Origin of the sequence: Kocuria salina (assembly GCF_013368965.1) — a bacterium.
GTDB lineage: Bacteria > Actinomycetota > Actinomycetes > Actinomycetales > Micrococcaceae > Kocuria > Kocuria rosea.
The window spans coordinates 1-22258 of record NZ_SSSF01000021.1; the positions used below are offsets into that span (position 1 = coordinate 1).

Consider the following 22258-nt stretch of genomic DNA (forward strand, 5'->3'; position numbering starts at 1 on the left):
ACATCAAAGCCATGCTCTACCGGGTCGTTGCTGAGGTGTTCGACGAGACGTTCGCCGTGACGACCGTGAGCTCCAGCGATGATGCCTGGCTGCACGGGGTGCAGGTGAGTCGCCGCGCCGATAATGGCCGCGCAGCCATTATCCGGGCCAGTTACGAGTGGATGGATGCCTTTGTTCCTGAGCTGGAGGTTCAGGTCACCCTCTTCGACTACGACGACGTGGAGGCGGAGAAAGAAGCCGAGCTGCGACGGCTCTGCCTGGTCATGCGCGCCTACCTTCACGGGGAAGGGTGCATCGAACGGCGACGGCGGCTGTTTCGCCGGGGTACGGTGCCGGCCCTGCGAGTCGAGGTGGACGGCCTTGAATGGCGCCTCGGTCGGCACTTTTCCTCGGTGCCCTGCCCATAGAGCTGTCTCGTCCGGTCCGTCGTCCACGGCCGGCTTCCGGGCCCGAAAGACAGACCCTCCTGGAACTGCGATTGGGATGCCCGATTGCGGTGGCCTTGCTGGGTCACGCGTGGCGTGCCGGGGGGTGGCCGGCCAGGCGGTGCATAGGCTGTCCGGATGGATGAGATGGCGTCGACCGGTTCTCAGCGCCGGTTGTTGTCCCAGATTCTGCTCCACAGCGGTCCGTTGGCGCCGGTGCTGAAAGAACAGTTCGATTCCTTGGTGATCACCGAGGCCCGGGACTGCGGTTGTTTCGACTTCACCGTGGACCCGACCACGCCCCGGCTGCCGGAGAACACCGAATGTCCGCTGTGGTTCCACACTGTCAGCGACACCACCCCGGTTGAGGCCTTGGGCGTGTATCTGTGGCACGAGCAGGGCCACGCCGGCGGGGTGGAGATCACCTGGGCCGACGCCGATCACCACCCACCTCTGGCGGAGTTGCGCATCGAGGAAGCGTGAGGCCCGCCCAGGGCAGTCGGGTGCCCGTTCTGTCGGCGCCTGCTGGGTAGGGTGCGGGAATGAGGCTCTCGTATCCGGTGTGGGTCCGGTTCAACGGTTGCGACCGTGCACTGATCTGGCAGACCGACGACAGCACCCAGGTCACTGACGAGGACACCGACGCGGTCCTCGTCCTGGACGGGAGAATCGTCACCGCTTCCACCACCGAGGACCTCACCACCGTGGCCGCCCGGCACGGCCTCGAGCTGGAGGACAGCGATGGGGCCGTGCAGGTTCTCGACGACGTCGAGGAGCTGCTGGAGCTTCCCGCCTCTGAGGCGATCTGCGCGCAGGTGTTGGATGCGTGGAATCTGTTCGCCGACATCGCCCGCAGCGTCTCGGCCACCCTCGACGACACCGGAGAGGCGTGGCAGCAGTGCTACGACAAGCTGTTCTTCGGCAACAACCTCCCCAGCGTCACCCCTGCCGGGGAGCACTACCGGCCCTGCTTCACGGTCGAGGAACAACGGCTCATCCGAGATGTCTTCATCCGTGGCCGCGCCATTCTCGCCACTCACCTCTGAGCCAGGGCGGGCCGCCCCCGGGCGCACCCACACGGTCCCGGATGGGCGCTGCCGGCGGGGGGGGGGAGAGGCGCGGTCTTCCGCCGCCGGGGTGATCCGGGGCAGAATCTGATCACTCGAGGACCTCGTGAGCGCTGTCGCCACAGCGCGGCGGGGTCCTCGGCCGATCCGTATCACGATCCCGGTACCTGGCCGGGAGGAATCCGAAGGAAGGAGCTGCGATGAACCCCGATGAGTGCCCTGTCTGTGACACCGGTGTCCTTGCCACCTGGCAGGTGGCCGCCACGAACGAGACCATCCGCGTGTGCGATGAGTGCGACGGCGTGTGGGAGGCCACCGATGAGCTGCCGGGTCCACCCCTGACGACGATCGAGCAGTTCCTTCTCCTGCGCGGCCGGCCGCCGCTGTGGAGCGAGCTGCACCGACTCGACGAGGCGCCCGCCTCGTGAGCAAGCCACGGGCGGCCACCACGGGTGACTCGGCGTGGGCGCAGGACCAGCGCACTGCGCGGCTGAGCAGCACCACGCTGATCCTCAAGGGCGGACCGATCTTTGACCCCGCCAAGGTGGCCGCCAATCCTCAGGACTACCTGCTGGACATTTTCGAGCACGAGGCCGAGGCCGCCGCGCTGTGGCAGTCCCGTCGGCGACGGGACCGGGACTGGAGCGAGGGCGAGATCCGGCTGCGCTACCAGGGGGCCGAGCTGCTGCCGTTCGGGGCGGTGGATCACGTCTTGGCGCTGTGGTGCTACCTGCTCCATGTGGTCGAGGAGTTCCTGGACACCGGCCGCGGGAAGACCTACTACCCGGACCAGCCGCTGCCGGTGGTGCTGGAGACGGTCAAGCACAAGGTGTTCTTCTCCACCGACGAGACCCGGGTGATGGTGGAGCCCGTCCCCTTCCTCGATTCGTTGCTCGATGAGGCGCAGCGGTTCTTCGCCTGGGCCCAGAGCAACCTCGCTGAGCCGTCGATGGACCGGGAGATCGCGCAGCTACGGGAACGGCTGGCTCAGCTGTAGAGTCCTGGCGCCGAGCAGCAACTCGTCCGCAGCATCCTCTCCAGCGACCGCACCGACCTCTCCACTCACCCCTGATCCCAACCGTCGAGCTGGCCAGGAATCGCTTTACATATGGCCCGGTTAGAGGCGGATCTCCGCGAGCTCAGCAGCGCCCAGGCTTCGAGCTGCCCGCTTTGTGGTCGGGGTTAGTAGGGGGCCCCGTCGCTGGTGAGGGCTTCCTGGACGCGTTGGGTGAACATGGGTGCCAGGGTCCGGACGTATTCGACGGTGAGGTGATTGTTGTCCCAGTAGGTGTACACGTTGCCGATAACCGGCACACAGGTGCCTTCGGGGCAGATCAGATCCCCCAGGTCGACCATCGAGACCTGTGCCAGTTCGCCGGCCACCGGGTCCAGCGGGCTGTCCGGGCCCAGAATCACGTGGGAGGCAGCGCACTGGGGGGCGTCGGCCCCGTGGTCCACGGCGCACTGGGCGGGGACGAAGTCGAAGCGGGCGTTGTCGCGCAGCCCGATGACCTGGATGCCGCGCTCCGCCAGGCTACGGAGGCGTTGTTCCATCCCGGGGGTGAACTGTTCCTCGTTCTCATCGGTGCTGCGGGTGCCCTGGACCAGCACCAGCTCCGGGTTCACGGCCTCGATCACCGGGTCGGTGCCCTCCAACCATCGGGCGCATTCCTGGTGGTCGGCGACCTGTTCCTCGACGGTGGAGTACATGCAGTTACCGCGGATATAGGTCACCACCCGCCAGTTCTTGGCCTTGGCCAGTTCCTCGATCGCGGGGATCCACATGTGCACGTGACTGTTGCCGATGACCATCAGTGTCGCGGCGGGATCGGCGTTGGGGACGGTGTCGAAGCACCACTGCTGATAGCTGTCGGCGATCCCGAGCTCGGCCGGGCAGGGCTCACCCAGCCCTGGTTTCTGGTAGTAGTCGCCGGTGACCACCGGGATCGCTTCCGCCTCCGGGTCACCCTGGTACTGGAAGCCCGGCAGCAGGGCCGCGGCCCCGGGGTTGTTGCGATCGGCGGCGGCCAGCACCTCGGCGGCCCGCCGGTCCTGGACCTGCTGCAGCGACAGCACGGGCACGGCGACCACCGCCAGGCTCACCGCGACCGTGAGCGCCAGGCGCCGCTTGTTCTGCTCCGGCCACGCCCAGGCCTTGAACCGGTCTTCGACCAAACGGGTGATCACCACGGCCAGGACCACCGAGAGCACCACCAGCACCACCCCGGAGCGGGGCCCGGCCATCGGGCGGTCGCGCAGCACCAGATAGGTGATCAGCAGCGGCCAGTGCACCAGGTACAGCGCGTAGGCGCAGTCTCCCAGCCGCACCAACGGCGCCGAGGCGAGGATCCGGTCCAGCCCGAACGGGGACCCGGTTCGGCCGGCCACGATGATCGCCGCCGCCGAGGCCAGCGGCCACAGCGCGATCCACCCCGGGAAGGCGCCTTGGACGTCCACCAGCACCCCGACCGAGACCATGCTGACCAGCCCGAACCAGCCCAGGAGCACCCGGGCTGCCCGGGGCGGATTCAGGTACGGCAGCGCCAGGGCCAGCAGCGACCCGAGGGCGAACTCCCACAACCGGGTGCGGGTGTCGAAGTAGGCGAACTCCTGCTGAACGGATGTGGAGTACACCGACCAGGCCAGGGAGGCCGCGAAGATCGCCGCGAAGAACACCGCCAGCACCGGCACCGGCCGCCACCCGAACCGCCGGTGCAGCCACCAGGCCGCCCCGAACACCAGGGGCCACAGCAGAAACACCTGCCCTTGGACCGACAGGGACCAGAAGTGCTGGAACGGCGAGGCCGTGGAGTGATCCACCGCGTAGTAGTCCACCGCGGACAACGCCAGCGCCCAGTTCTCCGCGTAGAACACCGAGGCCAGCGCCTCGGCGCGCCAGCGTCCGACGTCGTAGCCGGGGTAGAGCAGCTCCACTGCCACCAGGGTGGCCAGGATCGTGAGCACCGCCAGCGGCAGCAGCCGCTTGAACACGTGCAACCAGTACCGCCCCAGGGCCAGGGGCCGGCCTGCCTCGAGCTTGCGCACGAAGGACAGCGTGAGGAAGAACGCGGAGATCAGCAGGAACACGTCCACGCCCCCGGAGACCCGCCCGAGGAACACGTGGTAGACCACCACCAGCAGCACCGCCACCGCGCGCAGGCCCTGCACCTCGGGGCGGAACCCCGAATACCGGGCCACCTGCCGGACGTCGACATCGGATCCGTAGGTGGTGCCGGCGGTAGCGGGGGTGAGGGGCTGACCGAACACACGCGGCATGGAGGACCTCCTGAACGGCCGCTCCTCGAAAAGTGGACAAGGGGACGGGGCGGCAACGCCGAAAATCTACCGCCGGCCCCGGCCACCCCCAGCACCGGGGTCCGGTCACCGGCGACCCGATGACCCCTGCATTGCTGGGCGGCGCAGGGGCCCAGTTGGTCAAGCCCCCTGGAGTGGTGTAGCGATCTTTCGTGTAAGGGTCAGGCTGTGAGCGCGGTCAGGGGGTCGGTGGTCACCTCGCTTCCGGTGTCCGCGACGGTGGTGAGCCGGCAGCGGGTGAGGACCTCGAGGCCGAGATAGCGGCGGCCTTCGGCCCACTCGTCGGTCTGCTCGGCCAGCACGGCTCCCACGAGGCGGACGATGGCTTGCCGGTTGGGGAAGATCCCGACCGCGTCGGTCCGGCGCCGGATCTCCCGGTTCAGCCGCTCAGCTGGGTTGTTGGACCAGATCTGGGCCCAGACGTCCTTGGGGAAGTTCGTGAACGCGAGGATGTCCTCACGGGCATCGGCCAGGTATTCAGCCACCGCGGGCAGCTTCTCGGCGACGTAGTCCAGCAACCGGTCGAACTGGGCGTTCACGGCTGTCGCGTCGGGCTGGTCGTAGACGCTGTGGAGCATGGCTTTGACGGCCGGCCACATGGACTTCGGGCAAATCGACATGAGATTGGCCGCGTAGTGGGTGCGGCACCTCTGCCAGGACGCCCCGGGCAGGTTCGCCGCGATCGCGTCCTTGAGCCCGGCGTGGGCGTCACTGGTGACCAGGCGGACCCCGCCCAGGCCGCGGGCCACCAGATCGGCGAAGAACTCGTTCCAGGCCGCCCCGGTCTCGGCCGTGGCCACCCGCATGCCCAGGACCTCACGGTGGCCGTCACCGTTGACCCCGGTGGCCAGGAGCACGACCGCGTTCACCACGCGCCCGCCCTCGCGGACTTTCATCGTCAGTGCGTCGGCGGCGACGAAGGTGAACGGCCCGACGTCCCCGAGGGGCCGGTGGCGGAAGGACTCCACGTGCTCGTCGAGGTCACCGGCCATCCTTGAGACCTGGGACTTCGACAGGGCGTTGATCCCAAGGGTCTTCACCAGCTTGTCCATCCGGCGGGTCGAGACCCCGGCGAGGTAGCAGTCGGCGACCACGGTGATCAGCGCGGACTCGGCCCGCTTGCGGCGCTCCAGCAACCACTCCGGGAAGTAGGTGCCGGCCCGCAGTTTCGGCACGGCTACGTCGATCGTGCCCACGCGGGTGTCGAGGTCGCGGTGGCGGTAGCCGTTGCGCTGGGTTACCCGCTCGGGAGCGGGTCGGCCCCACTCGGCGCCGACCACCGCGTCCGCGTCGGCGGAGAGCAGCGCGTTGATCACCGTCTGCAGCAGGTTGCGCATCAGATCCGGCGAGGCTTCGGACAGGGCTTCACCGAGCAGGCCGGTGGGGTCGACAATGTGAGGAGCGGTCATCGTGATGATGTCCTTTCGAGGGTGCTGTGAGAGGTGAACTCGAAAGATCTCACGGTGGCCGCGCCCTCGTCCGCAACGACGAGCAGGGCCACCGCGCTACACCACTATCGGGGGCTCAACTCATAGGGGCCTGCGCCCGCTAGATGGTCCGCACACACGGAAGCCTCCACGGCCCACCGCTTCGTTCCCCGTCCACCGGCCCGACTGGTTTCGCTTATTGGTCTCCCACCCCCTGCCCTGTCGGGAGCGGGCTGCTCCACGGGGTGCAACGACCCCCGTGGTCCCATCGTGGGAATCGGACGCCGCGCGGGACAAACCCTGGCCGTGCAGACGATGTTCTTGCGGCCACTGTGACGTCGAGCAGGCGCCGGAGGCACGCACCGACGGCGCAACTCCGTGGGAATCTTGACGGAATCTTGAGGATCCCGCGAGGTGGGCGTCAAGTGTGGACGAGACCCTGAAGTTAGATCGGCTCCGGATGCCCCGGGGCCATGGACGCGACCCCCGACGGGCCGCACACTTCGCTGGCCCTGGAAGGGCCGGCTCGATCAGGGGGAGTCATGAGCGCGATGTCACGAGCGGAGAGAACCGATTCAGGGAGACTCGACGATGCACTGATCCGGCCCACACGCCGGTTGGTGGGGATCGATGCGGCGAGGGGGTTGGCGCTGGTCGGGTTGATGGCCATCCACATCCTGCCCTCTTGGAACGAGGAGACCGGGGAGGCCAGCTTCACCTGGCGGATCTTCTCCGGGGACTCCGCAGCCCTGTTCGCCCTGCTGGCCGGGGTCGGACTGGCCCTGACTTCCGGCGGAAGCCACCCGCACGAAGGCAAGGCGATGACCGCCGACCGGATCGGCCTGGCGATACGGGCCGTGCTGATTGCGGCGGTGGGGCTGTGGATCGGGACGCTGATGCCCGAAGACGCCCCGGCGGACAACATCTTAATCTACTACGGGGTGTTCTTCCTGCTGGCAATCCCCTTCCTGCACGCCGGGCCGAAGGTACTCTTCATCTCCGCGGCGGTCTTCGGGCTCGTGTCCCCGCTGCTGATGCAGGGCCTGCTCAACGAGCTGCCCGCCTGGAGCAACTACAATCCCACCCTCACCACCGTCCTGACGGAGCCGGGGGCCACGGCCTCCCAGTTGCTGCTCACCGGGACCTACCCAGCCCTGCCGTACATGACTTATCTGCTGGTCGGCATGGGTCTGGGCCGGTTGAACCTGCGCAAGCAGGAGGTGCAGATCCGGCTGCTGGTCATCGGTGTCGGGATCGCGATCTTTGCTCAGGCCACCTCCTACTTCCTGCTCTACGCCTTCGGCGGCTACCAGCGGCTGCTGGACGCCTCCTCGTTCGGTGAGGAGGAACTCGCCGAGGTCCTGATCTGGGGACCGGACTCCCTGCCGACCTCCACGGTGTGGTGGCTGGCGATCGCCACCCCGCACACCAACACCCCGCTGGCGATCGCGGCCAGCCTGGGCGTGAGCCTGGCCGTGCTCGGGGCCTTCCTGCTGATCGCCCGCAAGGCCGAGGCCTGGCTGCTGCCGCTGGCAGCGATGGGCGTCATGACTCTGACCCTGTACACCGCTCACCTGGTGGGCCTGTCCTTCGAGCTCCACTACGACCAGCCGTACCTGTGGTTCCTGATCCACGTGACGCTGGCGGCCTTGTTCGCGGTCGCCTGGTACCGCGCCCTGGGCCAGGGCCCGCTGGAACGGGTTGTCAGCCTCAGCGTGAAAGGCACCCGCCGGCTCGTGCTCGGAGGGACCACTGGGACCTCGCGCAGGTAGGTGCCTCTGCACCGCCGCAGGCCGTGCCCGTCACCAAGCTCCGAAGCTCTTGGTGGCGGGCACGGCCCGCAGTCGTTTTCAAGCCTTAGGTCCGGGTGCTCCCAGTGTTCAGCCGGTGGGGCGACGGTAGGGCAGGTGGATCCGGAAGCTGGCGCCCCGGCCGTGGCCGTCGCTGGTGGCCTCCAGGGTTCCGCCCTGGGCCTCGACGAGGGCCTTGCTGATCGCCAGGCCCAGCCCCGAGCCGCCGCGGTGGGCCTCCCGGCCGGTGTTCGCGCGGTAGAAGCGCTCGAAGACGTGCGGGAGGCTCTCGGCACTGATGCCCTCCCCGGTGTCGGTGACGGTGTAAGTGACCGCCTCGGCGGTGTGGTCGGTGCGCAGGATGATGGTGCCCCCGGTCGGGGTGTGGCGCAGGGCGTTCTCCAGCAGGTTGCTCAGCACCTGGCCCATCCGTTCCGGGTCCAGCGGCACCGGGGCGGTCTCCGGGCCGGTGCTCACCGCGGTGATCGACACACCCTTGCCGGCGGCGTCGGGCTCGATGGCCGCGACCGCCTGGACCGCCAAATGCTCCGGGTCTTGGGGGGTGAGCTGCAGGCGGGTCATGCCCTCTTCGGCGGCGGTGAGCTGGCGGATGTCGCGGGCCAGGCGCTCCAGGCGGGTGATCTGGGCGTGAAGGATGCCGGTGGTGTGCGCATCGAGGGCGACCACCCCGTCCTCGACCCCTTCCAGGTGGCCTTTGAGGCTGGCCAGTGGGGTGCGCATCTCGTGGGCTAGGTCGGCGAGCATCTGGCGCCGTGTGGTGTCCACCGCGCTGAGCTTGGCCGCCATCTCGTTGAAAGAGGAGGCCAGGGCGTCGAACTCCGGGCCCAGCTTGGTGGAGGTGACGCGGACATCGTAGTTGCCCGCGGCCACCTCACCGGCGGCGGTGCTGAAAGAGGCCAGGGACCGCCCGATCGTGCGGTAAAGGTAGAAGGTGAGCAGCCCGGCGATGTAGAGAGCCGGCAACCCGCCGATGGCCAGGGCCGTGAGACTCACCGAGCGGAAGGCGTCCTCCAGGTGCACCAGCCCGAGGGCCTCATCGGCGTGACCCGACTCGACGAGCTCGTGGTAGAACATGTTCGGCCCGACCAGCACCGCGGTCACGACCACGATGATCAACCCGATCAACAGCACCGCGGTCTGGGCCAGCATCAACCGCACCGTCAACGGGCTCCAGGACCAGCGCGGGCTTGTTAAGACAGTGCTGCTCATTCTCCGGTGCCCATCCGGAAACCGATCCCGCGGATCGTATGGATGAACTTCGGGCTGGCGGCCTCATCGCCGAGCTTCTTGCGGATCCGCCCGATGTGCACGTCCACCAGGTGTTCGTCCCCGGTCCAGCGCGTGTCCCAGACGATCTCCACCAGCTGCCGGCGCGAGAGCACCATCTGCGTGTGCGTCGCCAGGGCGGCCAGCAGATCGAACTCGATCCGGGTCAGTGCCACCGACTCCCCGCCCACGCGGACCTCCCGGGCGGCCTCGTCCACCACCAGGTCCCCGATCACCAGCTCCTGGGCCCGCCCCGCCGGCGGCGGGGTGGGCGCGGGGCGGGTGCGGGCCCGGCGCAGCATGGCCTGGACCCGGGCCACGAGCTCGCGCGGGCTGAACGGCTTGGTCACGTAGTCGTCGGCTCCCACCGACAGGCCCACGATCTTGTCGACCTCGTCGTCGCGGGCGGTGAGCATCAGCACGTGGCAGTCGGAGAAGGTCCGCACCTGACGGCACACCTCGATCCCGTCGATTCCCGGTAGCCCCAGATCCAGCACGAGGACGTCCGGGGCGTACTCCCGCACCGCGGCCACCGCGTCCGTGCCGTCGTGGCGCACCTCGACGTCCAGGCCCGCCTTGCGCAGATATTCCGCGACCAGTTCCGCCAGGTCGACCTCATCGTCGACCACCAGAACACGCCCGGTGAGCGGATCCGTCATCTGTCCTCCCTGTCCTGATCGCTGTGATGTGAGTGCTGTGAGCCTCGGTGTCCCGGGTGGCCGTGCTGCCCGCGCGGGACCGGCGGTGCGGGTGGGGCAGTCGTGGACGGGTTCACCGGCGAGCTGGTGGTCGGTGTGGTTGACGCTCTCCCGCACCGTGAACCGTCACGGCTTCTCCGCCGTCTTCACAATCCGAGGATGCAACGGGTGGTCTGTATCAGCGGATCCGGGAGCTGCCGCAGCCGACGATCTGAGGCCGTCCTGGCTTACGGGGTCCGTGATGCGTAGGTCGCCCCGTCGACGGGCATGTCACGGGGCGGGCCACAGCCCCGTCGCGGGGGACGCGTTCCCCATCACCTGAGGCGGTCAGCCGCTAGCCCCCCCGCTGACATGATGCCCGGGGTCAGCGCGTGGGCTCGTTGTCGGCGAGGGAGGATGGACTGAAGGGGAGGGCGTCGCTCTCGCGTTGCTTGAGGTCCTTATACCAGCGTGCTGCGTCGTCCTGGGAAGCGGATTCGACGGCGCGCTCGGTGCGGTCGCCGCGGAAAATCGAACGCATGATCAGCCAGAAGATGACGCCGATGCAGATGGACGGCAGCACAGCCGCGAAGTACTCCATGGATGTATTCTCCCTTAGGGATCTGGACGGACGCTGGCGCCGGGTGTGTACTCAGCGCGGTGCATGGGTGTCTGTCAGGGGTATTCCACGGGGGCGGGTGGCGGTGTACCACTGGGCGCAGAAAACAACGATCAAGGTGACGTCCACGGCGTCCCCACCGTAATACATGATCTGCGCCCCGATTCGCGCGTCGGCGAAGTCAACGCCGGCGGGCGGGTGGCCGTAAAGCCACTTGGCCAAGATCGAATGGGCTGTGAGAAACCCAATGAGCGCTGCGGTCCGCAGGGCGAAGGAGCTCCGGTGCGGGTTCGGGTCAATCCCCACCATCGCGGCGGTGAAAAGATAGCCGGCCAGGAAGACGTGGGCGTGGACGAGCGCATACAACCACACCGAGGTGTGCATCATGCCGTACAGATCGGTGGTGTAAAGCGCCCACAGGCCCCCGACGTTGAGCACCACCGCGACCACCGGATGGGTCAGAGCCCGCACGAGAGCGGTGCGCAGGGCCCAGGAGAGCGCGCGGGCCTGAACCACAGGCAAAGCACGCAGAGCAAGAGTGACCGGGGCACTGAGCACCAGACACAGTGGCGCGACCATGCCCAAGAGCAGGTGCCCGACCATGTGGGCGGGAAAGCTCGTGCGGGCGGCTTCAGCGATCGGGCCCACCAGCCCGACCCCGGCGCAGAAGAGCCCGGTGTACCACAGCACGGCGCGGTGGATCGGCCAGCGCCCCCGGTGGCGGGACGCCCACCATCCCGCGGCGTAGCCGACCGCGCCCAGACCGAACGCCAGGGCTGTGACGTATCTGAACAAAGTCCAACCGAACATGCCGTGGTCGTGACTCATCGCGATTATCGTACATCTGTTTTCAAGACCTGGTCGGTCGTTGATCGCCCTCGTCCGGCTGGCTGACCATTCCTGTATGGCCACGATGAAGCCGCAGTGGATGATCGACTGTGGGAGCTGATCGCCCCGCTCATCCCGCCCCTAACGCCGCCGCGAGGTCCCGGTAGGCGGCGTGGATCGATGACTGGGCCGCTGTGGAGGGCATCTTGTTCGTGCTGCATACCTCGGTGTCGTTGACCTGCCACCGGCTCTGGGGCACGGGTCCGGACACACCGCCTGGTTGCCTCTGCGCGAGTGACAGGCGGCCGGGGTTTGAGAGAAGCCCCACCGGGCCGTGCTCGAGGAGCTCTCCGAGGAGCAGATCCTCGACTGGACAGGGGCCAGCATCGACTCGGTGTCGGTACGAACCCAAAAAGGGGAGCGAGCTGACCGGCCCGAACTCCACCGACCACGCGAACCCGGGCTCCAAGTACTACCTGCTCACTGACCGCAACGGCCTGCCCCTGCACGTTCACGCCCCGGCCGCCAACACCCACGACAGCCGTCTCTTCGAACTCCTGATGGTGGCCACCTCCGGTGTGCGCGATCGGTGCGGACGTCCCGTGCAGCCACGGCGCCGCCCAGGCATCAAAGTGCGTGTTACCCGCCGTGGGATCGAGGCCAAAACTCATCTGGATCGACACGGCTTGGTGGTCGAGCGCCCCATCTCCGGGGTCTTGCGCTTCAAACGCCTCGGAATCCGCTACGACCGCATCGTCGGCACCCTGGTCCTCTGCCCTGCTCGGCCTCCCGCTCATCAACGTTCGCCGACTGCGCCAGGCGACCAAGTTATGAGATCAGGTGCACCTCAGCGTGCCTGCACTGCACTGGTGGCCGGCGAGGTGCCGGCATTCCGATTTCCCCGGGCAGGGGCCGTGATTCCTGCCGGAGCGCTCGGCTCGCCAGTCTCGGGGGTTGGTTTGCCGGACGTCACTCGTGCCGGGCGTATGGGCCCCTCTTCCTTGTCATTGAGGATGCCGTCCCCGTCAATGTCCGGGTCTCCTTCATTGAGCAGGCCGTCCCCATCCATGTCCGGATCAACCTCATCGACGAACTTATCGCCGTCGAGGTTGTCGTCAGCCTCGTTGTCGATGCCGTCCCCGTCGAGGTCGGTGTCTTCAATATCGAGGGTGCCGTCGCGATCGGTGTCCCGTCTGGTGTCCGGAACCCGGGGCGCCACCCCGGGCAGGAGATCCTTCTCTTTCCCAGTGTCCGCGGACGGTGGCGGCGCGGATGGTGGCGGCGCGGATGGTGGCGGCGCGGGTTTGGGCGGTGCCGGTTTGGGCGGTGCCGGCTTGGACGGTGCCGTTAGGGGCCCGGGCGGGGTCGCAGCAGGTGCTGGTTTGGCGGGCTTTACCGGCTTGGTCTGGGGGGCCGTGGGCTTTTGCGCTGCTGGCGGTGCAGGAGTCGGTGTGGGGCTGGGTTTTGCAGGAGCGGAAGGCTCGGCCGTGGGCTGTGGCTCCTTCGTGACCTTCTTGGTCGCAGCGGCCTTCTGCTCGGCAGCCTTCCTTTGGGCGACCTTCTTCTGATCGGCAGTCTCTTCGCCTGAGGCGGCCTTTTTCTTGGCGGCGGTCTCGTCCTCCGGGAGAGCCGGCACGGGCACCTCCAAGGAGTACTTGCTGCGGGAGGCGGGAATGACGCGGAGGCCGTCGACCCAGTCGAAGGACTGGGGGTCCACGGCCTGCCCGTCGACCCAGGTCTCGAGGTGCAGGTTTGGTCCCGTGACCCGGGTTCCGGTGGCACCGACGGAACCGAGCTGCTCGGACGCGGTCAGCCGGTCACCGGTGGCCACCCTGACGTCCTGGAGGTGGTTGTAGGTGGTTCTCAGTCCGTCCGCGTGGGTGACCTCCACACGGTTGCCGCCCCAGACGTCCCAGAACACGGCCGTCACCTCGCCCTCGGCGGCCGCCACGACCGGCAGCCCTGCGGCGGCGGAAACGTCGGTGCCGTTATGGAACTCGCGGTCGCCGCGATCGGGGGCGATCCGCCACCCGAAGGTGCCCCCGGTCAGGACGGCCCCGGGAGTGGTGGGGGCGATGAGGGTGTTGACGGGAAGCTCGCCCGAGTACAGCCTCGGTGCGTGCCGCCCCGGGCGCACCGTCGAGGCCGCGTTCCGGTCGCCGTCGCCCGGGCCGGTGCCTTGGCGCCAGGAGCCGTTGCCCGTGGCGCCGTCACGGACGGGCGAGGTGGAACGGTTTTGCCGCAGCGGTGCCGCCGGGGGGTGCTGCCGCTCCTGACCTGACGCGAAGAGGCTCCACCCGCTGTCCGACCGCTCCGAGGACGTCGAGGAACCCGCCGACGCCCCGAAGGCAGCCCCTCGTTCTTCGCCGGCCCCCGGAGTGACGCCCGAGCTGACGGCCACGCTCAGCGCCACGAGGGCCGAGAACGCGGCGAGGGCGCTCACCGGCGAGGAGGCGCGGTGACGGAGGTCGGGCTTGGCAGGGCGGCGAGAGGAGTCGCGGGGCATGATGGTGTTTCCCCCAGGACGTCGCAGGCAGCGACGGAAAGATCGAGCAACGGACCGCAGGCATCAAACATTGGTGTGCGCGTAGGAGCACGGACAATTCTCCTGAGGATACGTCTTCGCTCCCGTTAATGCGGCGTCGTGCGGGGACGCAACGCTGTATGACGCGCAGAGCTGCCGCCCTCCGGTTCGAGGTTCCTGGTTCGGTGGCGGCAGAGTGGCGCTGAGGTACCTCATGTGACGCGGTAGATACCGATGTCAGGGCGCCCTGTCGTGGGTCAGATGTTGCCGTGGCAGCCAGCGTGGTTCGCGCCTGTGGTCAGTCGAACAGGTTGGTGAGGCCGGGGGCGAGCAACAAGATGGTGGGCACGGAGATGAGCGCAGCGGCTGCGCCGATGACTGTTGCTTTTTGCCCCGTCGGCAGGGGTGTGGCCTCCAGCCGCAGGATGCGATGACGAGCATCCTCGGTAGGGGCCGTTCCTGTCCAGGTGCCTTGGAAGCGGTGCGAGGGAGCAGCGAATCCACCGGTGCTGACAAGGACGACGGCTCGGGCGAGGGTACGGTCGTCGACGCTCCGGCGGGCGCTGTCGTCGGCGAGCATCTCGACGAGGAGCCCGACTTCGCGGTGGGCGCGGTCGGCGATGGGGAACCAGGGCAGGGAAGCCCTCCAGGCGCGGAATAGCATGAGCACGATGTCATGGCGTTGGGTGGCATGCGCCTTCTCGTGCTCGATCACCGCGTCCAGCTCGTTTTCATCGAGCAGTGACAGCAGTCCGGCAGAGAGGACGGTCATCGTGGTGAACGCCCCGGGGAGGCAGTAGGCGATCGGGGCGGGGTTGTCGAGGAGCCGGGTGCCGGGGGCCTCGGGCAGCGGTGTGCTCAGGAGCAGGACCAGCTGGGCATGGCGCCGACGATCGCGTTCGGCGCGCACAATCGTGACGATCAGGTTCAGCAGCAGATGCCCGCCGAGCAGAACTGCTCCGGACAGCGCGAGGATGTGCATCGGGCCTGCGGGCACCCATGGCTGATCTCCCAAGAAGCTGGCGGCGAAGCTGATGCCGCCCGTGACCAGGTCCGGCCCAAAAGGGGTCAGGCCGAAGGTGAGCAAGGCCCCGAGCATCGACAGCCCGCCGGCCAGGGCGACGGCCTGCCAGAGCACCAGTGCGGTGGCGGGGGCGCAGGTCGGCCACTTGGCGTGCGAGAGAAGGATTGGGACGGGCCAGGCCAGGGCGAGGGCAAATGCCGCGAGGGCGATCGAGGCGCTGATCACATGGACTCAGTGGTCGTCGAGGAGGCGCCGCAGCGTTTGTGCTTCCTCGGAACTGACGCCCCCGACGAAGCGTTCGAGTACGGCGGCCCGGTCGTTGGCTGTTCCGAGGACCTCGTGCATGAGGGAGGCCATGTGCTCCTCCCGGGAGGCCGCAGGTAAGTAGCGGTGGGGGCGGAAGGTGCGTTCCCGTGTGACGAAGCCTTTGCGCTCCAGGCGGGACAGGACGGTGAGCACGGTGGTGGCGGCGCGGGGGCGGCCGCTGTCGGTGGCTAGGGGGAGCTGGTCCTGAAGGTCGTAAGCCGACAGGGGGGTGTCCGCCTGCCAGAGGATCTCCATGATGGATCGCTCCAGGTCACCTAAGGAGGTTGCACGTTTCGATTCGTTGGTTGCCACCGGCTGATTCTAGCGGACCGACCCACGTGTTCTACAGTGGTGTAGAAGTAGTTCTACGACTCGTAGAATTACTTCTACACCACTGTAAACAGGCTTGGGGGACAACCCATGGATCCGTTGGAGATCGCCCGGTGGCAGTTCGGGATCACCACCGTCTACCACTTCGTGATGGTCCCGCTCACGCTCGGGCTGGGTCTGCTGGTGGCGCTCATGCAGACGATGTGGGTGCGTACCGGCAACGGGCGTTGGCTGCGGATGACGAAGTTCTGGGGCAAGCTCTACCTGATCAACTTCATCATGGGCGTGGCCACCGGGTTGGTGCAGGAGTTCCAGTTCGGGATGGCCTGGAGCGAGTACTCCCGCTTCGTCGGCGATGTCTTCGGGGCACCGTTGGCGATGGAGGGCCTGCTCGCCTTCTTCTTCGAGTCCACCTTCCTGGGCCTGTGGATCTTCGGCTGGGATCGCCTGCCCAAGAAGCTGCACCTGGCCACGCTGTGGACCGCGGTGCTGGGCTCCGTGGTTTCGGCCTTTTTCATCATCGTCGCCAACTCCTGGATGCAGCACCCGGTGGGCGTGGAGATGGTGGACGGCCGCCCTGTGATGAACGACGTGTGGGCGGTGCTGACCAATAACACGGCCCTGGTGGCCTACTCCCACACTCTGGCCGGAGCGGTGGCAGTGGGCGCGGCGTTCCTGATTGGGGTTTCCTGGTACCAGCTGTGGCAGCGCCGCCGGGACAACATCGACACCGTCGACGATTCCGGTGCCGTGGTTGTGGGGGAGCGGGCCGATATTCCCGGGCGGGACCGGGTCGACCACGCGGTGTGGCTGTCCAGTCTGCGCATCGGTGCGGTGGTCGCCGCCGTCGCCTTCGGCGGGGTCGCCGCCACCGGGGACCTGCAGGGCAAGCTGATGTTCGAGCAGCAACCGCTGAAGATGGCTGCCGCTGAGGCGGCCTGCCACGATGGCACCAGCTTTTCGGTGCTGGCGGTGGGCCCGCTGGGAGCCCAGGACTGTGACCAGGTGACCAACGTCATCGAGATCCCGGGCCTGTTGTCGTTTCTGGCCCACGGGGACTTTGACACCGAAGTCAAGGGCGTGAACACCCTCATCCCACAGTACGAGGCCGCCTACGGCACCCACCTGCCTGAGGACCCCATGTACGGGCAACGGGCCGGCCAGAAGATCGACTACCTGCCCCTGATGGAGGTCACCTACTGGGGGTTCCGCCTGATGATCGGCTTCGGCATGCTCGCCGCGGGGTTCGCGGCGCTGGCGCTGTGGATCACACGGAAGGGCACCGTCCCGGCTTCCAAGCCCTTGATGTGGGTGGCGGTGGCCTCCATCCTGGCACCCTTCGGGGCCAACATTGCCGGGTGGGTGTTCACCGAGATGGGGCGGCAACCGTTCGTGGTCGTCCCGAATCCCAACCCCAGTGGTGTGGACGGGGTGTACATGTACACCGCCGCTGCCGTCTCCCCGGGAGTCAGCGGGGAGGAGATCCTTTTCTCCCTGGTCACCCTCGGGCTGATCTACGCGGTCCTGCTGGTGGTGGAGACGATGCTGCTCGTGCGCTACGTGCGCGGCGGGGTCGCCTCGGCCATGCCCGAGCTCGCCCACCACGAAGATGACCCCGCCCATCCCGAGGGCATGACCGGTCGGCGCGATGACGTGCTGGCCTTCGCCTACTGAGCCCGACGACCACAGAACGGCCCCTGACATGGAACTGCTTCCCACTCTCTGGTTCATCGCCATCGCGGTGCTGTGGACCGGGTTCATCCTCCTGGACGGCTTCGACCTGGGCGTGGGGATGCTCATGCTTACCAGTACCCGCGATGAGCGCCAGCGCCGGCAGATGCTCAATACCATCGGCCCGGTGTGGGACGGCAACGAGGTGTGGCTGATCACTGCAGCCGCCGGGCTCTTCGCCGCCTTCCCCGACTGGTACGCCTCCTTGTTCTCTGCCCTGTACGTCCCCTTCGTGTTCGTCCTGGTCGGGCTGATTTTCCGGGCGGTGTCCATCGAGTACCGCGGGAAGGTCCACAGCGACCGGTGGCGGCGGTGGGTGGACCGGGCCTTGGGGATGGGGTCGTTCCTGGTCGCCTTCGGGCTAGGTGCTGCCTTGGCTTTGACCACTACGGGTCTGCCGCTGAACGCTAACGGCGACCGCGTCGGCGGGGCCTTCGCCTGGCTCACGCCCTACGCGCTGCTCGGGGGGCTGGCGCTGGTCGGGTTCTGCCTCGTGCACGCCGCGGCCTTCCTGGGACTGAAGACCGAGGGCCCGGTCCGGGTGCGTGCCCGCCGGTTCCTCCTCCGCTTCGGTCCGGCTGCGCTGGTGCCGCTCACCGTGTGGGTGTTGGCCGTTCAAGTGCTCCACGACACGGCCTGGACCTGGCCCCTGGTCGGTGTCGCGGTCGTCGCCGCGCTCTTCGGGTGGACCAGCGCCCGCCTGGGCCGGGAAGGCCGCGCCTTCGCCGGTTCCGCCGCACTGCTGTTCTGCGGTCTTACCTCAATCTTCGCCAACGTCTACCCCGTGGTCCTGCCCTCCACGATCGACCCCGCCCACCACCTGACGGTGGCCAATGCCTCCAGCAGCGACTACACCCTGGGGGTCATGACCGTCGTGGCGGCCATCGGCTTGCCCGCGGTGCTGCTCGCTCAGGGCTGGAGCTACTGGGTGTTCCGCCGGCGCCTGACCACCGGCCATCTTCCCGCCCCCCACCCCGTCCTTCCCGCCGTTGCCCCGAAACTCGCCACGGGCACCCCACGTGAGGGTGTGCCGGGGAGAGGCGCGGACGGGAACAGGCAGGCATGAAACGTCCCCCACTGGGCCCCGGCGGCTCTGCAACAGTCTTTACCCTCAGCCTCCTAGGAGCGCTCAAGGCTCTGGCCCTGATCGGCATGGCCGAAGCCCTGGCTCGCGGCATCGTCGGGGTCATCGCTCATGACACGGCGGCCTGGCAACGGGCTCTGCTGGTCGGGATCGGCGCCGGGTTGCTGCGTGCCGGAACCACCTGGGCCACCCAGGTCGTCGCCGTCCGCGCCGCCGGTCGGGCGAAGCGGGGGCTGCGCCGAGAACTCGCCACCGGCCTCATGGCCGGTGGTGGCCACGACGTCGGCGCCACGACCACCGTGGGCACCATCGGCCTCGACGCCCTCGACGACTACTACGCGCGCGTGCTGCCCTCGGTCACCGCCGCCGCCGCCGTGCCTCTGCTGGTCGGGGCGAGGATTCTGGCCGCCGACTGGGTCAGCGCCCTCATCATCGTGCTCACCGTGCCCCTGATCCCGGTGTTCATGGCACTGATCGGACTGCACTCCCAGGACAAGGCCGGGGAGTCTTCCGCCGTTCTTCAACGGCTCTCCCACCACCTGGTCGAACTCGCCCGTGGACTGCCCGTCCTCGTGGGCCTGGGGCGGATCGAGGAGCAGGCTGCGGCGTTGCGCGATGTCTCCGAGCAGCACCGGCACACGACCATGGTGACGCTGCGCACCGCTTTCCTCTCCGCGCTGGTGCTCGAGCTGATCGCCACGCTCTCGGTCGCCGTCGTGGCGGTGTTCGTCGGCGTGCGTCTCGTTTACGGTGACCTCGACCTCCTGGTGGGGCTCGTTGCCCTCATCCTCGCCCCTGAATGCTTCGCCCCCTTCCGCGACCTCGGCGCAGCCTTCCACGCCTCCCAGGACGGCATGGCAGCCCTGCATCGCTCCCGGGAGATCGTCGCCGAGTCCCCGGCCCCCGACATCCGCAGAGCGACGCCGCCGGAATCGAACCCCGCAACGATCAACCCCCGGCCGGACACTCCGGCGGACCAGGCACCCCTGGTGCGGATCAGCGGCGTGGTCGTGCGCTACCCAGGACGGGCCTCCCCAGCAGTATCCGGTCTCGACGCCGAAATTTTCGGCGGAACCATCACCAGCGTCGAAGGCCCCAGCGGCAGCGGCAAATCCACCCTGCTCGGGGTCCTCGCCGGAACCATCGAAGCCCAAAAAGGAACCATCCACGGGATCGACCCGGCTGCAGTGGCCTGGGTGCCTCAGCACATCCACACCGTCGGCGAAACCGTCCTCGACGAGATCCAGCTCTACGCCCACGACACCGCCTCCGCCCACCACGCCCTCGCGCGAGTCGGACTGACCGGGCTGGCCGAGGCGGACCCGAACCAACTCAGTCCCGGGGAGCTGCGCCGCCTGGGCCTGGCCCGGGGCCTGGCCCGCATCACCGCCGGGGCCAGGCTGCTGCTCCTCGACGAGCCCACCGCCCACCTCGATCCCGCCAACGCGCACCGCATCAGAAACCTCATCGACAACCTGCGCGGCACCACAACCGTGATCCTGGCTTCCCACGAAACCGAGATCACTGCCCTCGCCGATCAGACAGTGCTCCTGGGGCAGCCCGCCAGCCCCCGCGGGGAGGGGGCGCACCGCCGGCCAGGAACCACCGCCCCGGAGGAGCCGCCGGTGCCCGATCGCCAGGGCGAGGCGTCCAATTCTTCACTCGCCGAGACCTCCGGTGGTGCGTTGGGCGAGCTCGGGGCGTTCATCGCCTCCACTCGCTGGCGCGTGCTGGGGGCCGCGGCCCTGGGGACGGCCTCAGCCCTGTTCGCCGCCGCCCTCACCACGCTGTCGGGCTGGCTGATCGTGCGCGCCAGCGAGCAACCGGGAATCATGTACCTGATGGTCGCCATCGTCGGCGTCCGCTTCTTCGGCATCGGCCGTGCCGTGCTGCGCTACGCCGAGCGACTGGCCACCCACGATGCCGTCCTGTCCGCCACCACCGAGCTCAGGTCCCGGATCTGGGCCGGGCTAGCCGCCCGCGGCCTGGCCTCCCGGGCCCTGGCCACCGGTGGGGCGGCGCTGGAGCACCTGGTCGAGGCCGCAGACCGGGTCCGTGACCTGGCACCAAGGGTCCTGCTGCCACCGATGGCCGGGGCCGGCACCGCCCTGGGGGCTGTCGTCACCGTCACGGTCCTGTGTCCCAGCGCGGTGCCCACGCTCCTGGTCGCCGTTTTCGGCGGGCTGCTCGCCGGGCCCGCCGCGGCGCTGCTGGCCGATCGCTCGGCGGCCCGCCACCTCACCGTCGTTCGCTCCAAAGTGATCCGCCGCTTCGCCGCGATGGCCGCCGCCTCCAGTGAGCTGCGCGCCAACGATCGAACCGAGGACATGCTCGCCCGGCTGGACGACCTCGAGCAGCGCGCGGACACGTCGACCCGCTCCAGTGCCTGGGCGCGGGGCCTGGGCGAGGCCGTCGTGGTGCTGGCCTGTTCTCTTTCCTCCGTGCTGATGCTGGCTACCACCGCCGAAGCCCTGGCGGCGGGCACGATTTCCACACCGGTCGTCGCCGGACTCGTGCTGCTGCCTCTGGGCCTGATCGACCCGCTGCTCGGCGTGGTCGATGCGGTACAGCAGTGGTCCGCGCTGGCCCAGTCACTGCGCAAGGTCCATGCCGTCACCTCCACAACCACCCGTCACGAGCGACCTCAGCCCCCCGCCGGGCTGGTTCCGGCTCAGGTCCAAGAGCTGACGCTGGCCGACCTGGCCGTCACCTGGCCCCAGGCGCCGGCCCCGGCATTCCGCCACCTCCAGGCCACCGTGCGACGCGGCCAGTGGCTCGTCGTTGAAGGTCCCTCCGGCTCAGGCAAGTCCACCCTGCTGGCGACCCTCCTCGGCCACTTGCCCGCCGCGGAGGGCTCATGGCAGGTCAACGGCTCCGACAGCACCACCTTCGACGCCCGGCAGCTGCGGCGGTGCTTCGCCTGGTGCCCCCAGGAGGCACATCTGTTCGACTCCACCATCCGCGGCAACCTCCTGCTCGCCCGGGGTAAAGACGATCGGCCCACCGATGAGGACATGTACGAGGTCCTCACCCGTGTGGGCCTGGGCCCCTTCCTGGACAGCCTTCCCCGGGGCTTGGACACACCAGTTGGGCCCAGCGGCGGGGAGCTCTCCGGGGGGCAACGTCAACGCGTCGCCGTGGCCAGGGCACTGCTCACCCGCGCCGACGTCATGCTCCTCGACGAACCCACCGCTCACCTCGACGCACCAGCTGCCGACTCGCTGATCTCCGACCTGCGCTCAGCACTGTCCGACCGCATCGTCGTGCTCGTGACCCACCACGCCGAACAACGTGCTGGAGCAGACGTCCACCTCCGCCTACCAGGGGTGCACCAGCACCGCCCACCGCAACCCAGGGACCATGCGCAGGCCAGAAACGGCGACCGGTCACTGACGCGTGTTCTCTGACCGCCCCGCCAACGCAGACGATCTCCCAAGACATCACAGCCCCAGATGAGATACACCTCTCCCGGGGACTCCGCGCGACCTGTCCTCAGCCGCCGACGCTCGGCCGGCCTGCGCTGGCGCGGGTTGATCCACATGGCTCCAACGGGACGTCATGGTGCATAGAACCGTGTCCCGTGACGGGTTCAGTGGAGGCTTGATAGTGCCGCTCCGGCGGTCGCCGGGGCGGTGTGGTGACGATAGTAGGCGTCCTCGAACTCGATCGGGGGCACGAGCCCGATCTCTCCGTGCAGGCGCCGGTAATTGAACCAGTCGACGTACTCGGCCACCGCGATCTCCAGGTCGTCGATCGACTTCCAGGGGCCCCTGTTGCGAATCAGCTCGGCCTTGAACAGCGAGTTGAACGCCTCAGCGAGGACA

The 22258-nt window shown here is 68.3% G+C and carries 19 protein-coding genes; 9 read left to right on the plus strand and 10 right to left on the minus strand.

The genetic code is table 11. From position 1 onward, the window contains the following. From E7Z53_RS19095 to E7Z53_RS19115, 5 genes are all read left to right on the plus strand, one after another. On the plus strand, window positions 1-407 hold a 407-nt coding region (locus tag E7Z53_RS19095), incomplete at its 5' end, for a hypothetical protein (protein WP_176338593.1). Window positions 408-563: 156 nt separating this feature from the next. After that, window positions 564-908 (plus strand): hypothetical protein, encoded by a 345-nt coding sequence (locus E7Z53_RS19100; protein ID WP_176338594.1) that lies wholly within the window; start codon window positions 564-566, stop codon window positions 906-908. A 59-nt stretch (window positions 909-967) separates the two neighbouring features. Further along, on the plus strand, window positions 968-1471 hold the full coding sequence (locus tag E7Z53_RS19105; protein WP_176338595.1) for a hypothetical protein: 504 nt from the start codon (window positions 968-970) through the stop codon (window positions 1469-1471). A 221-nt stretch (window positions 1472-1692) separates the two neighbouring features. Beyond that, window positions 1693-1920: a zf-TFIIB domain-containing protein gene (locus E7Z53_RS19110; RefSeq protein ID WP_109222924.1), complete on the plus strand. Its 228-nt coding sequence runs from the start codon at window positions 1693-1695 to the stop codon at window positions 1918-1920. Then, the gene (locus tag E7Z53_RS19115) at window positions 1917-2489 is read left to right on the plus strand and encodes a hypothetical protein (RefSeq protein WP_176338596.1); all 573 of its coding nucleotides are present in this window, start codon (window positions 1917-1919) and stop codon (window positions 2487-2489) included. The genes E7Z53_RS19110 and E7Z53_RS19115 overlap by 4 nt, the downstream gene beginning before the upstream one ends. A 185-nt stretch (window positions 2490-2674) precedes the next feature. Here E7Z53_RS19115 and E7Z53_RS19120 read toward each other — a convergent pair whose 3' ends face one another. Further along, on the minus strand, window positions 2675-4768 hold the full coding sequence (locus E7Z53_RS19120; RefSeq protein WP_109222922.1) for an acyltransferase family protein: 2094 nt from the start codon (window positions 4766-4768) through the stop codon (window positions 2675-2677). 200 nt (window positions 4769-4968) lie between these two features. Further along, window positions 4969-6216, minus strand: a complete 1248-nt coding sequence (locus tag E7Z53_RS19125) for an IS256 family transposase (RefSeq protein WP_109223276.1) — start codon at window positions 6214-6216, stop codon at window positions 4969-4971. 569 nt (window positions 6217-6785) lie between these two features. On the opposite strand from E7Z53_RS19125, the gene E7Z53_RS19130 reads away from it, so the two are divergent. Beyond that, on the plus strand, window positions 6786-8006 hold the full coding sequence (locus E7Z53_RS19130; RefSeq protein ID WP_109222890.1) for a heparan-alpha-glucosaminide N-acetyltransferase domain-containing protein: 1221 nt from the start codon (window positions 6786-6788) through the stop codon (window positions 8004-8006). Window positions 8007-8114: 108 nt separating this feature from the next. Here the strand turns inward: E7Z53_RS19130 and E7Z53_RS19135 are convergent, their stop codons facing one another. From E7Z53_RS19135 to E7Z53_RS19165, 7 genes are all read right to left on the minus strand, one after another. Then, a complete protein-coding gene (locus tag E7Z53_RS19135) occupies window positions 8115-9194 on the minus strand; it encodes a sensor histidine kinase (protein WP_095650771.1) in 1080 nt (359 codons plus the stop codon). 56 nt (window positions 9195-9250) lie between these two features. Continuing rightward, window positions 9251-9970, minus strand: coding sequence for a response regulator transcription factor (locus E7Z53_RS19140; protein ID WP_095650770.1), 720 nt, complete (start codon window positions 9968-9970; stop codon window positions 9251-9253). Window positions 9971-10373: 403 nt separating this feature from the next. Next, on the minus strand, window positions 10374-10589 hold the full coding sequence (locus E7Z53_RS19145; protein WP_095650769.1) for a hypothetical protein: 216 nt from the start codon (window positions 10587-10589) through the stop codon (window positions 10374-10376). A gap of 51 nt (window positions 10590-10640) precedes the next feature. Continuing rightward, the gene (locus E7Z53_RS19150) at window positions 10641-11435 is read right to left on the minus strand and encodes a cytochrome c oxidase assembly protein (protein ID WP_095650768.1); all 795 of its coding nucleotides are present in this window, start codon (window positions 11433-11435) and stop codon (window positions 10641-10643) included. Window positions 11436-12282: 847 nt separating this feature from the next. After that, window positions 12283-13878: a M23 family metallopeptidase gene (locus tag E7Z53_RS19155; protein WP_158279241.1), complete on the minus strand. Its 1596-nt coding sequence runs from the start codon at window positions 13876-13878 to the stop codon at window positions 12283-12285. Window positions 13879-14257: 379 nt separating this feature from the next. Continuing rightward, window positions 14258-15208 (minus strand): M56 family metallopeptidase, encoded by a 951-nt coding sequence (locus tag E7Z53_RS19160; RefSeq protein ID WP_062737393.1) that lies wholly within the window; start codon window positions 15206-15208, stop codon window positions 14258-14260. Window positions 15209-15214: 6 nt separating this feature from the next. Beyond that, window positions 15215-15601 (minus strand): BlaI/MecI/CopY family transcriptional regulator, encoded by a 387-nt coding sequence (locus tag E7Z53_RS19165; RefSeq protein ID WP_219930804.1) that lies wholly within the window; start codon window positions 15599-15601, stop codon window positions 15215-15217. Between the two features lie 108 nt (window positions 15602-15709). On the opposite strand from E7Z53_RS19165, the gene E7Z53_RS19170 reads away from it, so the two are divergent. Genes E7Z53_RS19170 through cydD form a run of 3 tightly spaced genes read left to right on the plus strand, consistent with a single transcriptional unit; the run spans window position 15710 to window position 21841 of the window. Continuing rightward, window positions 15710-17293 (plus strand): cytochrome ubiquinol oxidase subunit I, encoded by a 1584-nt coding sequence (locus E7Z53_RS19170; protein WP_062737391.1) that lies wholly within the window; start codon window positions 15710-15712, stop codon window positions 17291-17293. A 28-nt stretch (window positions 17294-17321) separates the two neighbouring features. Beyond that, complete coding sequence (gene cydB / locus E7Z53_RS19175; protein WP_062737390.1) at window positions 17322-18416, plus strand: cytochrome d ubiquinol oxidase subunit II; 1095 nt, start codon at window positions 17322-17324, stop codon at window positions 18414-18416. Beyond that, entirely contained in the window at window positions 18413-21841 is a 3429-nt protein-coding gene (gene cydD, locus E7Z53_RS19180; protein ID WP_176338597.1) for a thiol reductant ABC exporter subunit CydD, read from the plus strand. The genes cydB and cydD overlap by 4 nt, the downstream gene beginning before the upstream one ends. Before the next feature lie 182 nt (window positions 21842-22023). On the opposite strand, the gene E7Z53_RS19185 is transcribed toward cydD, so the two are convergent. After that, window positions 22024-22258: IS3 family transposase (locus E7Z53_RS19185; RefSeq protein WP_176338598.1), on the minus strand; the 235-nt coding region annotated here is incomplete at its 5' end.